This window comes from Streptomyces sp. Xyl84 (genome assembly GCF_059731885.1).
Map to the genome: position 1 here is coordinate 732,615 of NZ_AP029183.1, position 19,960 is coordinate 752,574.

General features: G+C 72.9%; 18 protein-coding genes. 10 read left to right on the forward strand and 8 right to left on the reverse strand.

The features are described from left to right. Positions 1 to 70: 70 nt before the first annotated feature. Positions 71 to 1,015 carry an aldo/keto reductase gene (locus tag AC6I72_RS34950; protein ID WP_498005480.1) on the forward strand — a complete coding sequence of 315 codons (945 nt, stop codon included), beginning with the start codon at positions 71 to 73 and terminating at the stop codon, positions 1,013 to 1,015. 53 nt (positions 1,016 to 1,068) lie between these two features. Here the strand turns inward: AC6I72_RS34950 and AC6I72_RS34955 are convergent, their stop codons facing one another. Continuing rightward, a complete protein-coding gene (locus AC6I72_RS34955) occupies positions 1,069 to 1,935 on the reverse strand; it encodes an AraC family transcriptional regulator (RefSeq protein ID WP_498005481.1) in 867 nt (288 codons plus the stop codon). A gap of 116 nt (positions 1,936 to 2,051) precedes the next feature. Beyond that, positions 2,052 to 2,318, reverse strand: coding sequence for a hypothetical protein (locus AC6I72_RS34960; protein WP_498005483.1), 267 nt, complete (start codon positions 2,316 to 2,318; stop codon positions 2,052 to 2,054). 137 nt (positions 2,319 to 2,455) lie between these two features. Here AC6I72_RS34960 and AC6I72_RS34965 point away from each other — a divergent pair, with 137 nt between their 5' ends. After that, positions 2,456 to 3,256 carry a GNAT family N-acetyltransferase gene (locus tag AC6I72_RS34965; RefSeq protein ID WP_498005485.1) on the forward strand — a complete coding sequence of 267 codons (801 nt, stop codon included), beginning with the start codon at positions 2,456 to 2,458 and terminating at the stop codon, positions 3,254 to 3,256. 88 nt (positions 3,257 to 3,344) lie between these two features. On the opposite strand, the gene AC6I72_RS34970 is transcribed toward AC6I72_RS34965, so the two are convergent. Together AC6I72_RS34970 and AC6I72_RS34975 are read right to left on the reverse strand one after the other, a co-directional pair. Then, positions 3,345 to 4,364, reverse strand: a complete 1,020-nt coding sequence (locus AC6I72_RS34970) for an alpha/beta hydrolase (protein WP_498005487.1) — start codon at positions 4,362 to 4,364, stop codon at positions 3,345 to 3,347. Positions 4,365 to 4,390: 26 nt separating this feature from the next. Next, positions 4,391 to 5,605 carry a cytochrome P450 gene (locus tag AC6I72_RS34975; RefSeq protein ID WP_498005489.1) on the reverse strand — a complete coding sequence of 405 codons (1,215 nt, stop codon included), beginning with the start codon at positions 5,603 to 5,605 and terminating at the stop codon, positions 4,391 to 4,393. 203 nt (positions 5,606 to 5,808) lie between these two features. Here AC6I72_RS34975 and AC6I72_RS34980 point away from each other — a divergent pair, with 203 nt between their 5' ends. The 7 genes from AC6I72_RS34980 (at position 5,809) to AC6I72_RS35010 (ending at position 13,250) form a co-directional block, all read left to right on the forward strand. Continuing rightward, positions 5,809 to 6,570 carry an NPP1 family protein gene (locus tag AC6I72_RS34980; protein ID WP_498005491.1) on the forward strand — a complete coding sequence of 254 codons (762 nt, stop codon included), beginning with the start codon at positions 5,809 to 5,811 and terminating at the stop codon, positions 6,568 to 6,570. A 193-nt stretch (positions 6,571 to 6,763) separates the two neighbouring features. Beyond that, entirely contained in the window at positions 6,764 to 7,234 is a 471-nt protein-coding gene (locus AC6I72_RS34985) for a cation:proton antiporter regulatory subunit (protein WP_498005492.1), read from the forward strand. 4 nt (positions 7,235 to 7,238) lie between these two features. After that, complete coding sequence (locus AC6I72_RS34990) at positions 7,239 to 8,504, forward strand: cation:proton antiporter (protein ID WP_498005494.1); 1,266 nt, start codon at positions 7,239 to 7,241, stop codon at positions 8,502 to 8,504. A gap of 199 nt (positions 8,505 to 8,703) precedes the next feature. Beyond that, positions 8,704 to 9,756 (forward strand): BlaI/MecI/CopY family transcriptional regulator, encoded by a 1,053-nt coding sequence (locus AC6I72_RS34995; protein WP_498005496.1) that lies wholly within the window; start codon positions 8,704 to 8,706, stop codon positions 9,754 to 9,756. Between the two features lie 236 nt (positions 9,757 to 9,992). Next, a complete protein-coding gene (locus AC6I72_RS35000; protein ID WP_498005498.1) occupies positions 9,993 to 11,042 on the forward strand; it encodes an ABC transporter substrate-binding protein in 1,050 nt (349 codons plus the stop codon). Between the two features lie 136 nt (positions 11,043 to 11,178). Beyond that, the gene (locus tag AC6I72_RS35005) at positions 11,179 to 12,183 is read left to right on the forward strand and encodes a FecCD family ABC transporter permease (protein WP_498005500.1); all 1,005 of its coding nucleotides are present in this window, start codon (positions 11,179 to 11,181) and stop codon (positions 12,181 to 12,183) included. Beyond that, complete coding sequence (locus AC6I72_RS35010) at positions 12,180 to 13,250, forward strand: FecCD family ABC transporter permease (protein WP_498005501.1); 1,071 nt, start codon at positions 12,180 to 12,182, stop codon at positions 13,248 to 13,250. Before AC6I72_RS35005 ends, AC6I72_RS35010 begins: the two co-directional genes overlap by 4 nt. An 83-nt stretch (positions 13,251 to 13,333) precedes the next feature. Here AC6I72_RS35010 and AC6I72_RS35015 read toward each other — a convergent pair whose 3' ends face one another. Together AC6I72_RS35015 and AC6I72_RS35020 are read right to left on the reverse strand one after the other, a co-directional pair. Further along, positions 13,334 to 14,872 carry an MDR family MFS transporter gene (locus AC6I72_RS35015; RefSeq protein ID WP_498005502.1) on the reverse strand — a complete coding sequence of 513 codons (1,539 nt, stop codon included), beginning with the start codon at positions 14,870 to 14,872 and terminating at the stop codon, positions 13,334 to 13,336. Positions 14,873 to 15,059: 187 nt separating this feature from the next. Beyond that, entirely contained in the window at positions 15,060 to 16,502 is a 1,443-nt protein-coding gene (locus AC6I72_RS35020; protein WP_498005504.1) for an aldehyde dehydrogenase, read from the reverse strand. A 203-nt stretch (positions 16,503 to 16,705) separates the two neighbouring features. Between AC6I72_RS35020 and AC6I72_RS35025 the strand changes: the two genes are divergently transcribed. After that, a complete protein-coding gene (locus tag AC6I72_RS35025) occupies positions 16,706 to 17,224 on the forward strand; it encodes a TetR/AcrR family transcriptional regulator (RefSeq protein ID WP_498006441.1) in 519 nt (172 codons plus the stop codon). Positions 17,225 to 17,746: 522 nt separating this feature from the next. On the opposite strand, the gene AC6I72_RS35030 is transcribed toward AC6I72_RS35025, so the two are convergent. Together AC6I72_RS35030 and AC6I72_RS35035 are read right to left on the reverse strand one after the other, a co-directional pair. Then, complete coding sequence (locus tag AC6I72_RS35030; RefSeq protein WP_498005506.1) at positions 17,747 to 18,580, reverse strand: SDR family NAD(P)-dependent oxidoreductase; 834 nt, start codon at positions 18,578 to 18,580, stop codon at positions 17,747 to 17,749. Positions 18,581 to 18,846: 266 nt separating this feature from the next. Next, the gene (locus AC6I72_RS35035; RefSeq protein ID WP_498005509.1) at positions 18,847 to 19,683 is read right to left on the reverse strand and encodes an alpha/beta fold hydrolase; all 837 of its coding nucleotides are present in this window, start codon (positions 19,681 to 19,683) and stop codon (positions 18,847 to 18,849) included. Positions 19,684 to 19,960: the final 277 nt, after the last annotated feature.

Below are 19,960 nucleotides of genomic sequence, written 5' to 3' on the forward strand. Positions count from 1 at the left end.
CCTCCCTCCCCCATCCCTCTTTCCCGTCCCCCTCCTCCTGTCTGTCACCTCTCACCCGACGGAGACCGCCATGACGGCACCCCCCGACATCCGCGCGCACCGGCTGCTGTACGGCTGCATGGGCCTGGGCGGCGGCTGGGACACCCTGCCGTACACCGCCGAGGACGTGGGGCGGGCCGAGGCGGCCGTCGAAGCGGCCCTGGCCGCGGGCATCACGGCGTTCGACCACGCCGACATCTACCGGTTCGGCAAGTCGGAGGCCGTCTTCGGCGAGGTGCTCGCCCGCGCGCCGGGGCTGCGCGAGCGGATCACCGTGCAGACGAAGTGCGGTATCCGGCTGCCCGAGGGTGACCGGGTGGGCCACTACGACCTGCGCGCCGCGAGCATCGTGCGCCGGGTGGAGGAGAGCCTGGCACGGCTGCGGACGGACGCGGTGGACGTGCTGCTGCTGCACCGGCCCGACCCGCTCGCGGACCCCGACGAGATCGCCGGGGCCCTCACCTCCCTGCGCTCCCAGGGCCTGGTACGGCAGTTCGGCGTGTCCAACATGAGCGGGCCGCAGATCGCCTCCCTCCAGGCCCGGCTGGAGGTGCCGCTGGTCGTCGACCAGCTGGAGATGAGCCTCGCCCACCGGGACTGGGTGGAGGCCGGGGTGCTCTTCAACACCCCGGCGGCGGCCGGGACCGGCTGGCCGCCGGGGACGGTCGAGCACTGCGCGGCGGCCGGCATCCGGCTCCAGGCGTGGGGCGCGCTGGCCCGGGGCCGGTTCACCGAAGGCGACGACACTCCGGCCGGCCGGCTCGTCGCCGATCTGGCCCGCCGCAAGGGGACGACACCGCAGACCGTCCTGCTGTGGTGGCTGCAGCGCCACCCGGCGGGCATCGCCCCGGTCGTCGGCACCACCCGCCCGGAGCGCATCCGTGCCTGCGCCGACGCGGTGAGCGGCGAGACGCGTCTCTCCCACGAGGAGTGGTACGAGCTGTGGGTGGCCGCTCGCGGCACCCCGCTGCCCTGAACCGCACGGGCCTCACCGCGACGGGCGCGCCCCCGTCCGGCCGCCGCCCCGGCTCAGCTCTCCTCCCGCTCCACGGGCAGCCACAGTTCGGCGTCCGCCCCGGTCCCGCCCTCCTGCGCACGGGTGCGCAGGATCTCGGGGCCGGGGCGGCTGCGGTACGGGTTGGAGGGGAACCACTGGGTGAAGACGTCGTGCCACAGCATCTGGATGGCCTCGGGTGCCGGGCCGGAGGTGGTGAACACCGCCCAGGTACCGGCCGGGACCGCCAGGGACGTCATGCCCTCGGGGACGGCGGCGGAGGTGATCGCCCCCTGGTAGTAGTCGAACTCGGTGCCCTCGGCGCGCGAGGGGTCGAGGCCGTCGCAGACGGCGACCACACCGTGCGGTTCCTGGTCCGACAGCTTCTCCAGCCGCTCCAGGGCCGGCCGGCCCAGTCCGCGGATGAAGTCGATCATGGGCTGGTTGGGTCCCAGGTGCACCAGGGGCAGCCGGGCCTTGTACCCGACGACGGCGAAGTCCGGCCGGTCCACTACGCGATATCGCATGCTGCTGCTTCCTTCGACGGTGAGACGGAAGGACAGCCGGGGCTGGGAGACGAGTGCGGCACCCGTACGGCGGGCCTCGCCGGGCCCGACGCCGTGCATGGCGCGGAACGCCCGGGCGAACGCCTCTCCCGAGCCGTAGCCGTGGCGCACCGCGATGTCCAGCAGCGAGTCGCGTCCGGCGAGCACCTCGGCACCCGCGACGGTGAGCCGTCTGCGCCGTACATACTCCGACAGCGGTATGCCCGCGAGCGAGGAGAACATCCGGCGCAGGTGGTACTCCGAAGTGGCCGCGATCCGCGCCAGCGCGGCCACGTCGACGGACTCCGACAGGTGGTCCTCGATGTGCTCCATGGCCTGGTTGAGCCGCTCCAGCACTCCCGGTCCCCTTCCTTCCTTTCCTGTGCCCACCACGCTAGGCAGCGGGTCCGGTGCCGGACCCGACATTCCGTGCCCGCAACGATCGGGTGCGCCTGGGGCCGGCCCGCGCGGGTTCAGGGCAGGTCACCGTGCCAGTCGAAGCGGCCGGGGTCGGCGGGGCGGGGCGCGTACACCGTCCGGCCGCCGGGGCCGTACCTGCCTATCTCCGTCGGCAGGACGACACTGTCCGCGCGGGTGTGCGCGGGCCGGTCGGTGACGTCCAGCAGCAGGCCGTCCAGCGGCCCGGCCACCAGTTGCGCGTAGCGGCGCCCGGGCCGGGGCGCGGCGTCCTCGTGGTCGGCCCCGTAGACCCGGCCCCGCATGAAGTCCTGCTCGTCCATACGCAACAGGGTCGCAGCCACCACTGACAGCGCGGCCCGCCGGTGGACCGGAGGGGGCGTCGTGGTGAACCGCGGCGCGGGCGGTGGCCGTGTTGTACTCGGACGATTCCCGCACGTCGAGGCAAGGGAGTGGGGCAGTGGCGGATCTCGCCGAGTCGGTCGAATCCATGGAGCAGCTCGCGGCGGTGTGGCGCATGATGGTGCTCGACCGCGATCCGGAGGCGGACGTACGGGACTTACCCGGGATCGCCGTGCGCTGGGCGGACTGCCGGTTCGCCTTCTGGAACTGCGTCACGCTGACGGACGTCGGCGCGGACGCGGACCTCCTGGCGGAGCGGCTGGGCCGGGCTGCGGACGTCATGCGGGGCAAGGAGCACCCGGGCTTCCTGTGGGTCTTCGAGGACCTGCTCGACGAGGGTGCCCGGCAGGCGCTGCCGGCGGCGGCCGGGCGGGCCGGGCTCGCACCCGCCTTCCCCGGTACGGGGATGGCCGGGGACGTCCTGCCCCTGCCCGATCCGGTCCACCCCGACCTGACCTTCGCACGGGTGACCACGGACGACCAGCTCCGGGCGTACGCGGACCTCAACTCGCGGGCCTACGGCTTCCCGCTGGAGGACGGCCGCGACGGGCTCCTCGGCTCCAGGCTGTGGAAGGACGACGCGTACGCGTACCTGGCGCTGCGCGACGGAGTGCCGGTGGCGTGCGCGGCGGCGGTGGAGGCCGACGGCCGGCTGTTCGTGGCGCTGGTCGCCACGGACCCCCGCCGGCAGCGCCGCGGCTACGGCGAGGCGGTGACCCGCAAGGCGCTGCACGAGGGGGCGCGGGCCACCGGCCTGACCCGCGCCACCCTGCACGCGACGGCCGCCGGCGCGCCCGTCTACCCGCGCATCGGTTTCCGTCCGAACTCACCGATGCACTTCTACGCGCTGAAGTCCTGACCGGACACGGAGTCCGCGTACGCAACCCGGGCACGGAGCCCGACCGCGCGGCCCCCGCACTCGGCCCCGCGCACGCCGCCCGGGCGGGTCAGCGTGCCAGGACGCGGCGCAGCCAGCGCACGCGGGCCGCGCGGGCGTCCCGGGAGACGGCGGTGTCCGGGGCGATCTGGTCGAAGCCGTGGAAGCCGCCCGACCAGACGTGCAGTTCGGCGTCGCCGCCGGCCCGCCAGAGGGACGCCGCCAGAGCCACGTCCTCGTCACGGTAGGTCTCGGCCGCGCCCGCGTCGATGTAGAAGGGCGGCAGCCCTGCGAAATCGGTGGCGCGGGCGGGCGCCGCGTAGGGCGGGACGCCGGGGGTGCCCCGGGTCTCGCCCAGCAGACAGGCCCAGCCGACGTCGTTGGCGTGCCGGTCCCACACGCCGCGGCCGGTCATCTGGCGGGCGGAGTGCGTGTCGTTGCGGTCGTCGAGCATGGGGCACATGGCGAGGACACCGGCGAGGGCGGGACCGCCGCGGTCACGGGCCATGAGGGCGACGGCGGTGGCGAGTCCGCCGCCCGCGCTGCCTCCGGCCACCACGATCCGCCGCGGGTCGCCACCGAACCCGTCGATGTGCCGGGCCACCCATTCCAGGCCCGCGTAGCAGTCCTCCACGCCGGCCGGGTAGGGGTGCTCCGGCGCGAGCCGGTACCCGGCGGAGACCACCACCGCGCCCAGCGGCGCCGCCCATTCGCCGAGCACGCCCGCGAGTCCGGTGCGGTGCGTCCCGCCGATCATGCCGCCGCCGTGCAGGTGGTAGACGACGGGGGCGCCCTCGCGCAGGGAGGCGGGGCGGGCGATGAGCAGCGGGACGCCGGGGGCTCCCGCGGGGCCGGGCACGCGCCGCTCGTGCACGTCGAAGGCGCCGCCGTCGCTCAGTTCCTCGTCCGTGGGGTCGGGCGAGGTGCCTGCGAGCAGGGCCCGCCAGCGGGGGACGTCGGCGGGTGAGGACGGCTCGGCGCCGGGGGGAACGGCGGGGCCGTCCAGGAAGGCGGCCAGTTCGGGGTCGAAGGGTACGGGCGGACCGGCGGGCGCGGAGCGGTCCTGGTGGGGGGTGCGGGGGTGGTGCATGTGTTCCTTTCCGTGCGGGGGCCTCGTCACCAGGTGACCGGCAGTTCGTGGACGCCGTAGATGAGCATGTCGTGTTTGAACGCGACGGCGTCGTCGGGCACCGCGACGCGCAGGTCCGGGAACCGGCGCAGCAGTGCGGGGTAGGCGAGTTGCAGTTCGGTGCGGGCCAGGTTCTGTCCGAGGCACTGGTGGACGCCGTGTCCGAAGGCGAGGTGCCTGCGGACGTCGGCGCGGGCCGGGTCGAAGCGGTCGGGGTCGGTGAAGACGGCCGCGTCACGGTTGCCGGCGGCGTTGGCCAGGATCACTCCCTCACCGGCACGGACCAGCCGGCCGCCGACCTCGACGTCCTCGGTGGCGACGCGGGCCAGTCCGCTGTGCGTGATGGTGAGGTACCGCAGCAGTTCCTCGACGGCGGACGCCACCCGGGCGGGGTCGCGGCTGTCGCGGACGACGGCGAGCCGGGCGGGGTCGCCGAGGAGCACGAGGGTGCCGAGCGCCGTCATGTTGGCGGTCGTCTCGTGCCCGGCGACCAGCAGGGACACGGCGATCTCCACGAGGAGGGCGGAGTCGAGTTCGCCGCCGCGCACCCGTTCCACCACCAGGGAACTCAGCAGGTCGTCGCCGGGCGACCGCTCCTTGGAGGCAATCAACTCACCCAAATAGGCGGCGAGTTGAGCGCGGGCGGCGGTGAACTCGTCGACGGTGCTGTCCCGGGCGATCATCGCGCGGGCCGCGTCCTGGAACAGCGGCTGGTCCTCGGGGGGCACCCCGAGCAGTTCCCCGATGACCAGGGAGGGCATCGGCAGCGCGAAGTCCTCGACCAGGTCGGCCGGAGGGCCCGCCGCCTCCATGCGGTCCAGCAGGCCGTCGATGATCTCCTGGATCCGGGGTGCCAGCGCGGTCACCCGCCGGACGGTGAAGTGCCCGGCCAGCATCCGCCGCTGACGCGCGTGCTCGGGGTCGTCCTGGGTGACGAACGCCTGGATCTCCGCGGCTCCCTGGGCCTTGAAACCCGCGCTCGGCGAGGGGAAGCCGGGCCGGGAGGGGTCGGCGCTGAAGCGGGGATCGGCTAACACCGCGCGCTGGTCGTCGTGGCGGGTGACCAGCCACGGGGTGCTCCCGTCCCAGATGCGCACCCGCGCGGGAGCCTCCCGCTGCCGCAGTTCCGTGTACAGCGCGGGCGGGTCGAAGGGGCATCCGGCCGTACGGTCGGCCGGAAAGGCGGGGGGTGACGAAGTCATGTGCATGTTCCTTCTGCTGGGAGTACGCGGACACCTGACACAAACATGTGCCATACAAACATGCTTCAGGAGAAACCTTAAGCGCCCGCGCACCGCCCGGCGCGCCGGAGCGTCCGGGCACCCTTGCACCTCCCCCCGCCCTGTGCCAGCTTGATGGGGCACCAACTCACCTGCCCTTCCTGCCAGTTGGGAGGAATCCCCTCATGCGCCGACGGTGCGTCCCGCTCCTGTCCCTGCTCGGTGTGCTGACCCTGGTCTCCCTGGTGTTCCCCGCGCACGCCGACGCCGCCGTCCTCACGCTGCTGCCGCAGAACGCCGACGGCCTCGAACAGACCTTCTCGCCCGCCTACGACTACGACGGCGACGGCTGCTACGCCACGGCCGCCATCGGTGCGGACGGCACCCTCAATCCGGGGCTGCGGCTGGGCGGTGACGTCAACGGCCACTGCCACGACTACGCCCAACTGGCCAACGCCAACACCTACTCGCGGGAGAAGTGCGACCAGGGCTGGTGCGCGGTCATGTACGCCAGCTACTTCGAGAAGGACCAGGCCACCCTCGGCCCGGCCGCGATCGGGCACACGCACGACTGGGAGCACGTCGTGGTCTGGATCAACGACAACCAGGTCAAGTACGTCTCCGTGTCCCAGCACTCCGGTTACCAGGTGGCGTCCGCCTCGTCGGTGCGGTTCGACGGCACCCACCCCAAGATCGTCTACCACAAGGACGGCATCTCCACGCACTGCTTCCGGTTCGCCGGGAGCAACGACGAACCCCCGGAGAACGTCACGGGCGGCTGGTTCTACCCGCGGCTGGTCGGGTGGAACGGCTACCCCGCGGGCTTCCGCGACAAGCTGATGGGCGCGGACTTCGGCGCGGCCACCATCAAGATCAGGGACGGCGACTTCGCGTACGCACTCGCCCACTCCATGCCCGCGGGCATCCCGTTCGACCCGAACGCCTGAGAGTCCGGCCGAGCACGTCCTCGCCCCCGCTCCCCCGCTTCCCTCCCCCCGCTCCCCCGCCCGGGTCCTCCGGCGCGCGGCGACCGGCCTCGCCGCGCGGCGGAGCCGGTCGTTAGGGTGTCCCGGGCGGTTGGCAAAGAAATAGTCAAGCCGCATGGGACCAGCGAGGGAGACGAGCGTGGGAGCTGCACGCATGAGCAACACACCGCTGCCGGGCATCGGCATGCGCTACGACCTGACGACCCGCGAGCAACGCCGCCTGTCGGTGGTGGCCCACCGGGACGGCACCCGGACGCTCAGCGCGTACCGGGAGGACGACGCCGACGCGTGCGCGCTGTCGGTACGGCTGACACCGGGCGAGTCGGAGAGCCTCATCGACGCGCTGATGCCGACGCACCACAGTCCGAACCTGCTGTCGACCACCGAACTGGGGCTGGTGGCCGAGCGGATCACACTGTCCGCCACCTCGTACTGGAACGGCAGAGTGCTCGGCGACACGCAGATGCGCACCCGGACCGGGGTGTCCATCGTGGCCGTGCTGCGCCGGGCCGAGGCGGTGCCCTCCCCCGGCCCCGACTTCCGGCTCGCCGGCGGTGACGTGCTGATCGTCATCGGCACCCTGGAAGGCGTGGACGCCGCCGCCGGAATACTCGGGCGGGAGTGAGCACATGCACTCGACCGCTGTCTTCCTCATCGAGTTCGGCGCGATCCTCCTCGGACTCGGACTGCTCGGCCGGTTCGCCGGGCGGCTGCGCTTCTCACCCATCCCGCTGTACCTGCTGGCCGGGCTGGCCTTCGGGGAGGGCGGGCTGCTGCCGCTCGGGGCCAGTGAGGAGTTCGTCGCGATCGGCGCCGAGATCGGCGTCATCCTGCTGCTGCTCATGCTCGGTCTGGAGTACACGGCCAGCGACCTGGTCTCCAACCTGAAGACCCAGTACCCGGCCGGTCTCGTCGACGCCACGCTCAACGCGCTGCCCGGTGCCCTCATGGCGCTGCTGCTGGGCTGGGGCCCCGTGGCGGCCGTGGTGCTCGCCGGTGTCACCTGGGTCAGCTCCTCCGGCGTCATCGCCAAAGTGCTGGGCGACCTGGGCCGGCTCGGCAACCGCGAGACACCCGTGGTGCTGAGCATCCTCGTCCTCGAGGACCTGTCCATGGCCGTGTACCTGCCGATCGTGACGGCGCTGCTCGCGGGCAGCGGTCTGGCGGCGGGCAGTGTCACCCTGGCCATCGCCCTCGGGGTCGCCGGGCTGGTGCTGCTGCTCGCGGTGCGCTTCGGCCGGCACATCTCCCGGTTCGTCTCCAGTGACGACCCGGAGAAGCTGCTGCTGGTCGTGCTGGGCCTGACCCTGCTGGTCGCCGGTGTCGCCCAGCAGCTCCAGGTCTCCGCCGCCGTGGGGGCGTTCCTGGTCGGCATCGCCCTGTCGGGTGAGGTCGCCGAGGGCGCGCACCATCTGCTCGCGCCCCTGCGCGACCTGTTCGCGGCGGTGTTCTTCGTCTTCTTCGGCCTGCACACCGACCCGGCGGACATCCCGCCGGTCCTCCTGCCCGCCCTCGCGCTGGCGGCCGTGACCACCCTGACGAAGATCGCCACGGGTTACTGGGCGGCCAAGCGGGCGGGTGTCTCGGTGAAGGGCCGCTGGCGGGCGGGCGGCACGCTGGTCGCGCGCGGTGAGTTCTCCATCGTCATCGCCGGGCTCGCCGTCACCGCGGGGACCGAGGCCTCGCTCGGCCCGCTGGCCACCGCGTATGTGCTGATCCTCGTCATCATGGGCCCGCTGACCGCCCGTTGGACCGAGCCGCTGGCGCTGCGCCTGGTCCGCGCGCGGGGCCCCGAGGGGCCCGCGGAACCCACACGTCAGGACACAGCGAAGGCGTCCGTCCCGGCGCCGCGCGGTGCGGTGGAACACCGGCAGGACACCGCCGGTCCGTCCTGACCACAGGCCGCCGGAAGGCATGTTCACCCTCGCACGGGGAACGGTCGAGACACCTCCCGCGGGAGGCGTCCCGTCAACTGTGAAAGGCCACTCCTCGCACCATCCACTACGCTGCCACCAGCCACATGGCCCATAATCCACAATTCGACGCCAAGTGGCGTCCCAGCCGACCGGGGCAACACGAGAAGAGGCCAACACCATGCCTGAACCCACCGCTTCACGCGATCTGGCATCGCAGTACACCGCCCAGGTGACCGGTGACCTGGAGCGAAACCTCAAGGAGCAGGAGCGCGTCAGCGGCGAGATCGCCTCGCTGCAGGAGCAGTTGTCGGTCCTGCGGCGTGACCACGACGTGCTGGTCAACATGCGGCAGGCACTCGCCCAGAACGGCACGTCCGCGGCGCAGCAGGCGCAGGCGCCGGCCGCGGCGCCTGCCGCGAACACCGGGGCGAGCGCGGGCACGAACACCGGCACGGTGCCCGCGCCCCGCCGCAAGAGCACCGCCAAGTCCGCCGCGGCCAAGCCGGCCACGGCCAAGGCCGGCGCCGCCGCCAAGACGGCCACCCCGAAGGCGGCCACCGCCAAGACGGCCACCGCCAAGGCCGCTACGGCCAAGTCCGGCGCCGCCAAGACCGGTGCGGCAAAGACGGGCTCGGCCAAGACGGGTACGGCCAAGTCCGCCGCCAAGCCGGCGGCGGGCAAGAAGCCGGCGACGGCCAAGAAGGCCACCGCTGACACGGCAGCCGCGAGCAAGAAGCCGGCGACGGCCGAGAAGGCCACGGCAGCAGCCAAGTCCACGGCGGCCGAGAAGCCCGCGGCAGCCGCCAAGTCCGCGACGGTCACCAAGTCCGCGACGGCCGAGAAGTCCGCCGCCGCCAAGCCGGCCGCGGCCAAGGCCACCGCGGGCAAGGCCACCACGGCCGGCAAGCAGACGGCCGAGAAGTCCACGGCCGCCAAGTCCGCCGCCGGTCAGCCCACGCTGGTCGAACTGGTCCGCCGTCACCTCGGCGAGCAGAAGGAGCCGCGCTCGGCGGCGGAGGTCGCCACCGCCCTCGGTCAGGCGCACCCCGACCGTGGCATCAAGACCACCGTCGTGCGCACCACCCTGGAAGGGCTGGTGGCCAAGAACCACGCCCACCGCACCAAGCAGGGCACGTCGGTCTTCTACACGGCGAACGACGCCGCCGAGCAGGCCCCGGCCGTCAAGGCCCAGACCCAGGCCCAGGCCCAGCCGGAACCGGCCAAGGCCTGAGTCCCGGACGCCCCGGTGGGCCCGGACGCGATGTCACCGGGCCCGCCGGGCCGGCCGGCCGACCGGCCATGAACTCCAGTCGTTCCAGGGGAAGTTGGACGAAGCACGGCGCATAACGGCACCAGGGAGGGCAGGTGTGCAGGTGAGAGGGCACAGGCACCTCATGGCAGACCCGGAAGGTCCTGTAAGGTGAGCCTATCCTTACTTACTGCTCACCCGTCCTCATCGGAGTGCACATGTCCCTTCGCCGCCGCGCCCCCGTCGCCGTCGCCCTCGCTGTCGTCGCCGCACTGTCGGTCTCCGCGTGCGGCAGCGGCTCCTCCGGCGGGGAGAACTCCTCCTCCAGCTCCTCGAGCACCGGGGGCGGAGGATCGAAGTCGGTGGCCAAGGGCGGCAAGGACTTCGGCAGCGCGGCCGAGAAGACCGCCGCACTGGGCACGGACGCCAAGCCCGGTCAGTGGCCGCGCACCATCAAGCACGCGATGGGCACCACCGAACTCGCGAAGCGCCCCGAGCGGGTGGTCGTCCTGGACGTCGGCGAGCTGGACAACGTGGTCTCCCTCGGCGTCCAGCCGGTCGGCGTGGCGTACACCGAAGGGTCCCCGCACCTGCCCTCGTACCTGAAGGGGGCGGGCTCGCCGAAGAGCGTCGGCACCATCAACAGCCTCAACCTGGAGGCCATCGCGGCCCTCAAGCCGGACCTCATCCTGGGCAGCCGACTGCGTGCCGCCGACTCCTACGACGAGCTGTCGAAGATCGCGCCCACCGTCTTCTCCATCCGGCCCGGCTTCACCTGGAAGCAGAACTACCTCCTGAACGCCGCGGCCCTGGACCGCACCGCCCAGGCCAAGGCCGCCCTGGCCGCCTACGAGAAGCGGGCCAAGGCCCTGGGTGACAAGCTCGGCGCCGACAAGCCGACCGTGTCCATGGTGCGTTACATGCCCAACGGTGTGATCCGGCTGTACGGCAACGACTCGTTCATCGGCACGATCCTGAAGGACGTCGGCGTTCCGCGTCCGAAGAACCAGGACATCGCCGACCTCGCCGCCGAGATCAGCGCCGAGAACATCGACAAGGCCGACGCCGACTACATCTTCAGCGGGGTCTACGGCAACCCGGACGCCACGTCCCGCAGCAAGGCCCGGGGCAACCCGCTGTGGAAGAACCTCAAGGCGGTCCAGGCGGGCCACGCCTACGACGTACCGGACGAGACCTGGTACCTCGGACTGGGTGTCACGGCCGCCGACTCGGTCCTGGACGACCTCCAGAAGCACCTGACGGCCTGAGCCGGACGAAGGCGCGGACCGCCCCGGCTGAGACCACCACCGGCTGAGCCGCCGGCGGCCGGTACCACCGGGCAGCAGGCCGCCGACGAGAGACCGCCGGTGAAGCACCGCTGACGAGAGAGAGTGAGCGCGGCCCATGTCGCCCCCCAACCGCCGCCGAGCGGCCTGGCTGCTGGCCGGGACGGTCATGCTGCTGGGCGCCGTCCTGCTGAGCCTCGCGGTCGGCAGCCGGCAGATCGCCCCCGCGACGGTGTTCCAGGCACTGCTGCACGGCGGCACCAGCGACGACGCGCAGGTGGTCCGGGCGCTGCGGGTGCCCCGCACGGTCCTCGGCGTCCTGGTGGGCGTCGCGCTCGCCCTCGCCGGGACGGTGATGCAGGGCGTCACCCGCAACCCGATCGCCGAACCCGGTGTCCTCGGCGTCAGCCAGGGCGCCGCGGCCGGGGTGGTGTGCGCGATCGCCTTCTTCGGCGTGCGCACCACGGGCGGCTACGTCTGGTTCGCGTTCGCGGGCGCGGTGGTGGCGGCCGTGGCCGTCTACGCCGTCGCCAGCGGCGGCCGGGGCGGGGCGAGCCCCGTCAAACTGGCGCTCGCGGGCGCCGCGATGAACGCCTTCCTCGCCTCGGTGGTCTCCGCGGTCGCCACCACCCGGGCCCATGTCATGGACGAGTTCCGCTTCTGGCAGGTCGGTTCACTCGACGGGCGCGGCGGCGAGGTCGTCTCCGAGGTCTGGCCCTTCCTGCTGGCCGGTGCGGTGCTGGTGGCCGTGCTCGCCCGCGGTCTGGACGCCCTGGCCCTCGGTGACGAGGCGGCCCGCGCGCTGGGCCACCGCGTGGTCCGGGTGCGCGCCCTGGGCGCACTGGCGGCCACCGTGCTGACCGGCGCCGCGGTGGCGGCGGTCGGCCCGATCGCCTTCACCGGCCTCGCCGTCCCGCACCTGGCCCGCGCCCTGGTCGGCAGCTCGCACCGCTGGGTGCTGCCGCTGTCGGCCCTGCTCGGGCCGGTGATGCTGCTCTGCTCCGACGTGCTGGGCCGTATCGTCTTCCCCCCTTCGGAGGTCCCCGTGGCCGTCATGACCGCGGTGATCGGCGTGCCGTTCCTCATCGCCCTCGTACGACGCCGTGCGGCGGTGGCCGCGTGAACCGCACCCGACCGGCCTCCTTCGCCCCGGCCGGACACGCCGTGCTGCGCGCGCGGCGCGCCAGCGTCCTCGTGCACCGCCGGGCGGCCCTCGTCGCGGCCGGCCTCGCCGCCCTGCTGGCGTGCGCGGCGGTGGCGTACCTGTGCACGGGTGAGTCGTTCACCGCACCGCGCGAGGTGATCCGCGTCGTGCTCGGGCAGCCCAGCCCCGACGAACTCGTCGTCGGCACGCTGCGGCTGCCCCGCCTCGTCGTCGGCCTGCTCGCGGGCGCCGCGTTCGGCATCGCGGGCGCGACGATCCAGACGGTCGCGCGCAATCCGCTGGCCAGCCCCGACGTCATCGGCGTCACCCACGGGGCGGGACTGGCCACGGTGACCGCGATGAGCTTCGGCCTCGTCCGGTACGACGCGCTGCCCTACGTCTCCGTCGCGGGCGGGCTCGGCGCCGCGCTGCTGGTGTACGTCTTCGCGTGGCGGCGCGGGCTGCACGCCTCGCGCTTCGTGCTCATCGGCATCGGGGTGTCGGTGGCGCTCGGCTCGCTGACCCAGCTGGTGCTCACCAAGGGCGATGTCGTGGTGGCCCAGCAGGCGAAGGTCTGGCTGACGGGTTCGCTCAACAGCCGGGGCTACGACCAGGCCGCGCCGCTCGCCCTGGTCCTGCTCTGCTCCGTCCCGGCGGTGGTGTGGGCGGCCCGCGCCCAGCGCGGCGCTGCGCTGAGCGACGACACCGCCCGCGCGCTCGGCATCCGCCTGAACGCGGTCCGGCTCGGGCTCACCGCGCTCGGCGTGGTCCTGACCTCCGTCGCGACCGGTGCCACCGGCCCCGTCGACTTCGTGGCCCTGCTCGCCCCGCAGATCGCCCGCAGGCTCACCCGGACCTCCCAGATCCCGCTGGTGTCCTCGGCGTTGACGGGCGCGCTCGTCGTCGTGGTCGCCGACCTGCTGGCCCGCCGCCTCTTCCACCCGGTGGAGCTTCCCGTCGGCGTCCTGACCGCCGCGGTCGGAGCCCCCTACCTGATGTGGCTGATCGCCCGCACCGGCAGGCGGTCCCAGGGCGCCGCGTCCTGATCCCTCCACGGCAGCGGGACCGGACCCGAGGGTCCGGTCCCGCTTGCCGTGCCGTGCTGTCGTCAGGGGGCGTGTCCGTCCGTTCAGGAGACCGCCACCCGGTCGTCGGCGTTCTCGGCGGGGGCGCTGCCCGCCGCCGGGACCGCGGTGTCCCGGGACCGCTTGAGCGCGAGCGCGAGGACGGTCCCGACCGCGAGGGTGGGCGCGATCCACAGGAATCCGGTGCTCGTCGCGTGGGCGAAGGCGTCCAGGGCGGTGTCGCGCAGCGCGGCGGGGAGGTGGGCGATGGTGTCCGGGCGGGACGGGTCGAAACCGCCGCCGGTGGGCAGGGCGCGGGCGCCGTGGGCGAAGCCGGTGGAGAGCAGCGTTCCGAAGACGGCTACGCCGAAGGCCGCGCCGATGGACCGGGCGAAGGTGACGACGGCGCTCGCCGCGCCGAGGTCGGCGGCCGGGACCGTGTTCTGCACCGTGGTCAGGACGACCATCGGGACCATGCCCATGCCGACGCCGGTGATCAGGAAGTAGACGCTGAGCAGGGCGGTGCCGGTCGCGGCGCCGATGGTGCCCAGCAGGAGCAGCCCGGCGAGGTTGACGAGCAGACCGGAGACCAGGATCAGGCGCAGGCGTCCGGCGTGGGCGGCCCAGCGGCCGGCGAGGGACTGGCTGACGACCAGGCCGGCGACCAGCGGCAGCAGGTGCACACCCGACAGGGTGGCCGAGACGCCGTCGACGACCTGGAGGTAGGTCGGCAGGTAGACCAGCACGCTGAACATGGCGGCGTTGGCCACGAAACCGATCAGCGAGGAGAACACCACGGTACGGGAGGTGAGCATGGTCACCGGCAGGACCGGGGCGGCGGCACGCCGTTCGACGGGGACCAGGACCGCGGCCAGGGCGGCCGTGGCGAGGATCAGGCCGAGGATGGCCGGCGAGGTCCAGCCCCAGCGTTCACCGAAGGAGGTGACGAGGACGATGCCGGTGGCGATGGCGGCCAGGACCAGCGAACCGAGGTAGTCGATGCGGGCCCTGGCTCCCCTGGTGCCGGCGGGCAGCACCCGCGCCGCGATGACCAGGGCGACCACACCGATGGGCAGGTTGATCAGGAAGGCCCACCGCCAGGACAGCTGGTCGGTGAAGATGCCGCCGAGCAGCGGTCCGACGATGCTCGCGACACCGTAGACGGAGCCGAACATGCCCTGGTACCGGCCGCGTTCGCCGGGCGCGACGATGTCACCGACGAGCGCGAAGGTCAGCACGATCATGCCGCCGCCGCCCACGCCCTGAAGTGCGCGCGCCGCGATCAGCTCGGGCAGGTTCTGCGCCAGACCGCAGGCCACGGAGGCGATCAGGAAGACCGAGGTGGAGGCCAGGTACAGGCGCTTGCGCCCGAACATGTCGCCGAGCTTGCCCCACAGCGGGGTGACCGCGGTGGACGCCAGCAGGTAGGCGGCGCTCACCCACGCGATGTCGTCGAACCCGTTCAGGTCCTCGGCTATCCGGGGCAGTGCGGTCGAGACGATGGTCTGGTCGAGGGCGGCGAGGAGGACCGCGAGGATGAGGGCGCTCATGGCCGCGGCGACACCGCGGGTTCTCGGGGCGGGCGATTGCTGTGCCTTGGACATCGGAGGATCTTTCGGGGAGGGAGCGGAAAGGGGGACGGAGGGGAAAGGGGTGAGGGCCGGGGAGGTGTGGGGACCGGAAAGGTGTGAGGGACCGGAGAGGTGTGAGGGGCGCGCGGCCGGAGGTGTCGTCCGGTCCGGCCGCGCGCCGCAGGGGGTCCGGGAAGGCGCCGCGGGTGTCCCGGACGGGTCAGACGGTGACGGTCTTGTACTCGGTGTAGGTGCCGAGGCCCACGGCGCCGTACTCGCGGCCGATGCCGCTGGCCTTGAAGCCGCCGAAGGGGCCGTCGAAGCCGATCGAGGCGCCGTTGACGGTGACGGTTCCGGTCCGGATCCGCCGTGCCACGGCCAGGGCGTGGGCCTCGTCGGAGGACCAGACGCCACCGGACAGGCCGTACTCGGAGTCGTTGGCGATGCGGACGGCCTCGTCCTCGTCGTCGTAGGCGATGACGACCAGGACCGGGCCGAAGACCTCCTCCTGCGCGATGCGCATGGAGTTGTCGACGTCGGCGAAGAGGGTCGGGGTGACGTAGTTGCCCTTCTCCAGGCCCTCGGGGATCTGCGGGCCGCCGGTGACCAGGCGGGCGCCCTCCTCGATGCCGATCTGGATGTAGTCGCGCACCCGCTGCTGCTGGTCGGGGCGGATCATCGGGCCGATGAAGGTGTCCGGGTCGTTCGGGTCGCCCACCGGGAGGGACTCCACCAGCTCCTTGAGGCCGGCCACGACCTCCTCGTAGCGCTCGCGGGGGGCCAGGATGCGGGTCTGCGCGATGCAGGACTCGCCGTTGTTGAGCAGCGAGGAGAACTTCACGCCCGCGACCGCCTTGGCGATGTCGGCGTCCGGCAGGATCACCGCGGCCGACTTGCCGCCCAGCTCCAGGGAGACCCGCTTGAGCTGCTCACCGGCGATGGAGGCGATCCGGCGCCCGGCCCGCGTCGAGCCGGTGAACGCGATCTTGTCGACGTCCGGGTGCGAGACGAGGTACTCGCTGGTCTCCCGGTCGGCGGGCAGCACGCTGACCACGCCTTCCGGCAGCCCGACCCGCTCCAGCAGTTCGGCCAGGAAGCCCATGCTCAGCGAGTTCTCCGGCGACACCTTCAGGACCACCGAGTTGCCCGCCAGCAGCGCCGGGATGATCTTCGAGGTGGCCGAGGAGAACGGCGAGTTCCACGGGATCACCGCCGCCACCACGCCCACCGCTTCCCTGCGCACCACGCTGCGGAACGGGGAGGCGGGGTCCGACGGCGTGAGCGTCTCCTCCCAGCCGAACTCCTCGGCCGCCTTCAGGTACGCGTTGGCCTGCCGCGTCAGGCCCGGCTGGCCCGCCCGGGTGAACCACAGCGCCGATCCGTTCTCCATGGAGATCAGCTCGGCGATCCGCTCCGCGTTCTCCTCCCGCAGCGCGTTGAACCGGCGCAGCACCGCCACCCGCTCCGCGGGCGCCACCGTCGACCAGACACCCGCGTCGAAGGAGGCCCGGGCCGCCGCCACCGCACGGTCCACGTCCGCCGGCCGCGCCTGCGCCGCCCGCCCGATCACCGACCGGTCGTGCGGCGACAGGATCTCCAGCAGCTCCGGGTCGCTCGGCTCGGTCCAGGAACCCGCCACGAACAGCCGGTCGTACGTGATCATCACAATCCGCTCCTTCTGGTAACCGCGAGATCGGGGATCCTGCGGTCGATCGCTTATCTGTCACTAGACTGTAGCACTTCTTCTCGTTAACAGCGCATAAGAGTGACGAATCAAGGGATCAGAGTCCTCACTAGAGGTACTTTTAGGGAATGAGAGCCGACGCAGCACGCAACCTGGAAGCCGTCCTGACCACCGGGGCGCGGATGCTCGCCGCCGACCCCGCCGCGAGCATCGCGAGCATCGCCGCCGAGGCCGGGGTCGACCGGCGCACCGTCTACCGGCGCTTCGCCTCACGCGAAGAACTCCTCGCGGCCATCCACCTGTCCCGCCTGGAAGCCATCGAGAACGCCATCGAGGACGCCCGGCTGCGCGAGGCCCCCGTCGCCGTCGCCCTGCACCGCTACGTCGAGAACATCATCACCGTCAACCGCACCTGGCCCGTCGACCTCACCCGCATGCTCGCCGACGACGGCATACGCGAACGCCGCGACCGCTCGGTCCAGGAGGTCGACGCCTTCCTGCACCGCGCCACCGACGAAGGCCTCCTCCGTCCCGACCAGCCCGACGGATGGGCCGGGCCGCTGCTGCCCGAGCTGATCCAGCTGGCCGCCCGCCGGCAGACGCACCTCAGCGCCGCCCGGGCCGCCGACGTGGTGGTCAGCACCTACCTGCACGGACTCGGACGGCCGCGGGCACACGGCCGGGACGGTGCCCTCGCATGAGAGGGATCCCGGGGGTGGAGACACGTCCGCACCGGCGGACGGAGTCAGCACCGGTGCGGAGAGTCGGGGGAGCAGCGGACGGGGTCAGGGGCGTGACACCCAGTCAGGAGAGCGGCGGACGGCGGGCGCGGCGGAACTGCCACGGACAGGACGGCTCGGAGAGTGAAGGCCACAAGACGGCCCGGAGAGTGAAGGCCACGGACAAGGCCGGCCCCCAGAGCGACGGCCACGGACGAGGCGGCCACGGGTGAGACGGCCGACCTGCGAGGAGGGGGCGCCGCCGCCTGCGATGTGGCCCTGGGCGAGCCGGTCGCGCGGCACGGCGGCCCTGGGATCCGGGAGGCGCGTGCGACGGCCGGGCGCTCCCGCCGGGCAGCACCACCCGCCGGCCGCCACCGTCACCGGCCGGCACCGCCCGCCGAGCCGCCGCGGGTGAGCCGGCCGGTCGCGGCCTCAGCGGGCGACCGGTCGAAACCCCGGCGAACGGCCGGTCGCGATCCCAGCGAACGGCCGGCCAGGACCTCAGTGGGCGGCGGAGACGGTGACGTCGTGCCAGCGCGCGTCGCTGGCCGCCAGGTCCCGGGCGTTGCTCTCGGCCACATGGGCGGCGTCCGCGCCCAGCAGGAGACGCACCGGGGCGTCCTCGCGCCCGGCCAGGTCCCGGACGATCTCGGCGACGCGGCGCGGCTCGGAGGACGGCAGGTGCGAGGCGGCCTCCCCGGAGCGGAGCATGTCGAGGAAGGCGCCCACCGTCTGCCGGTAGGGCTCGCTGACCGGCGGGACGGTCATGGACGACCCGGCCCAGTCGGTGTTCATGCCGCCGGGTTCCAGGGCGGTGACCTTGATGCCGAGCGGCGCGACCTCCTGCGCCAGGACCGTGGAGAACCCGCTGACCGCCCACTTCGCGCTCTGGTAGGCGGCCAGTCCGGGAGTGGTGACCCGGGCGCCGACCGAGGAGACCTGGATGATGTGGCCGGAGCCCTGTTCGCGCAGGACCGGGAGTACGGCCTTGGTGACGTGCACGACCCCGTAGAAGTCGGTGTCGATCTGCGCGCGGAAGTCCTCCAGCGTGACGTCCTCGACGGAGGCCATGTCGGCGTAGCCGGCGTTGTTGACCACGACGTCGAGCCGGCCGAAGTGCTCCAGGCCCTGCCGGACCGCCCGGACCACCTCGTCGTTGCGCGCGACGTCCAGCGGAACGGGCAGCACCCGTTCGCCGTACCGGGTGACGAGGTCGTCGAACCGTGCGGTGTCACGGGCCGTGGCGACCACGCGGTCACCGGCCTCCAGGGCGACCTCGACGATCGCGCGGCCCAGACCGCGGGATCCGCCGGTGACGAACCAGACCTTGGACATGTGCTGTTCCTTCTCCGTCCGGGGGGAGCGCGCGCCGATCGGGGGCGCGCACCGCGCCAGCCGCACTGCTGACGAATGTGTGCTTGCTGTCTGAAGGGGCCGCCGTACGGCCCCGGGGCGGCGCACCACCGAGCGGTCCGTCCGCACGTGGCGGGGAGGGAGCGGCCGGCCCGGCCGTGCGCCGGGCCCGCCGCTGCCTGTCCGCCGAGGGTCCGGCGGGGAACGACCTGTCCGCCGGCCGGCGAGGAACGCCCCCTGTCCGCCGGTTACTTGGCGAGGAAGGCGAGCAGCGCCTCGTTGACCTCGGCGGCGTGGGTCCACAGCAGGCCGTGCGGGCCGCCCTCGACCTCCACGTAGTCGGCGGCGGGCAGCGCCTTGTGGAAGGGCCGCGCGGTGGCCTCGACCGGCAGGATGCGGTCGGCGGTGCCGTGCAGGATGAGGGCCGGGACGTCGACCTTGGGGATGTCGGCGCGGAAGTCGGTGCCCCAGGTCAGCGGCGCGGCGGCGGCCGCGTACGCGCCGCCGCCCGCGGCCACGTTCCAGCTGTTGCGCACGGCCTCCTCGCTGATGCGGGTGCCCAGGGTGACGTCCAGGTTGTAGAAGTCCTTGTAGAACTCGGTGTAGTAGGCGTACCGGTCGGCCTTCACCGTCCGGGACACCTCCTCGAAGAACTCGGCGGGCGCCGCGCCCTCGGGGTTCTCCTCGTTCTTGACCAGCCAGGGCTCCAGCGAGGCCAGGAAGGCCACCTTGGCGACCCGGGCGGTGCCGTAGGTGCCGACGTAGCGGGCCACCTCGCCGGTGCCCATGGAGAAGCCGACGAGGACGGCGTCCGTCAGGTCGAGCGTCTCCATGACCGTGTTCAGGTCGGCGGCGAAGGTGTCGTAGTCGTAACCGGTGGTGGGGCGGCCGGACTGCCCGAAACCACGGCGGTCGTAGGTGATGACGCGGTAGCCGGCGTCGAGCAGCGCCGCGGACTGCTTCTCCCAGGAGGCGCCGCTGAGCGGGAATCCGTGGATGAGGACGACCGGCTGTCCGGTGCCGTGGTCCTCGTAGTACAGGTCGATGTCGGTGGTGTTCTCCTGGCCGACCGTGATGAACGCCATGGGTGTTCCCTTCGATACGCGATGCGCCGGCGGTGGCGCCGGCCGGCTCCGTCCGCGCGGTGCCGGGCCGCTCTCCGAGGATCGGCGTCCGTGGCCCGGACGGTATCCGTCTGATGACTCACGATTTCGGCGGCGGCCGGGCACCGTGACCCGCCGGGCGGGCGGCACCCCCAGTCAAATGACGCAGCAGTCCTGCCGGGCGGCACGTACCCGCGCAGGTCAGCACGTGTCGGACGTCAGCGGGGCGGATGTGAACCCGGGCGTGCACGCACACGTT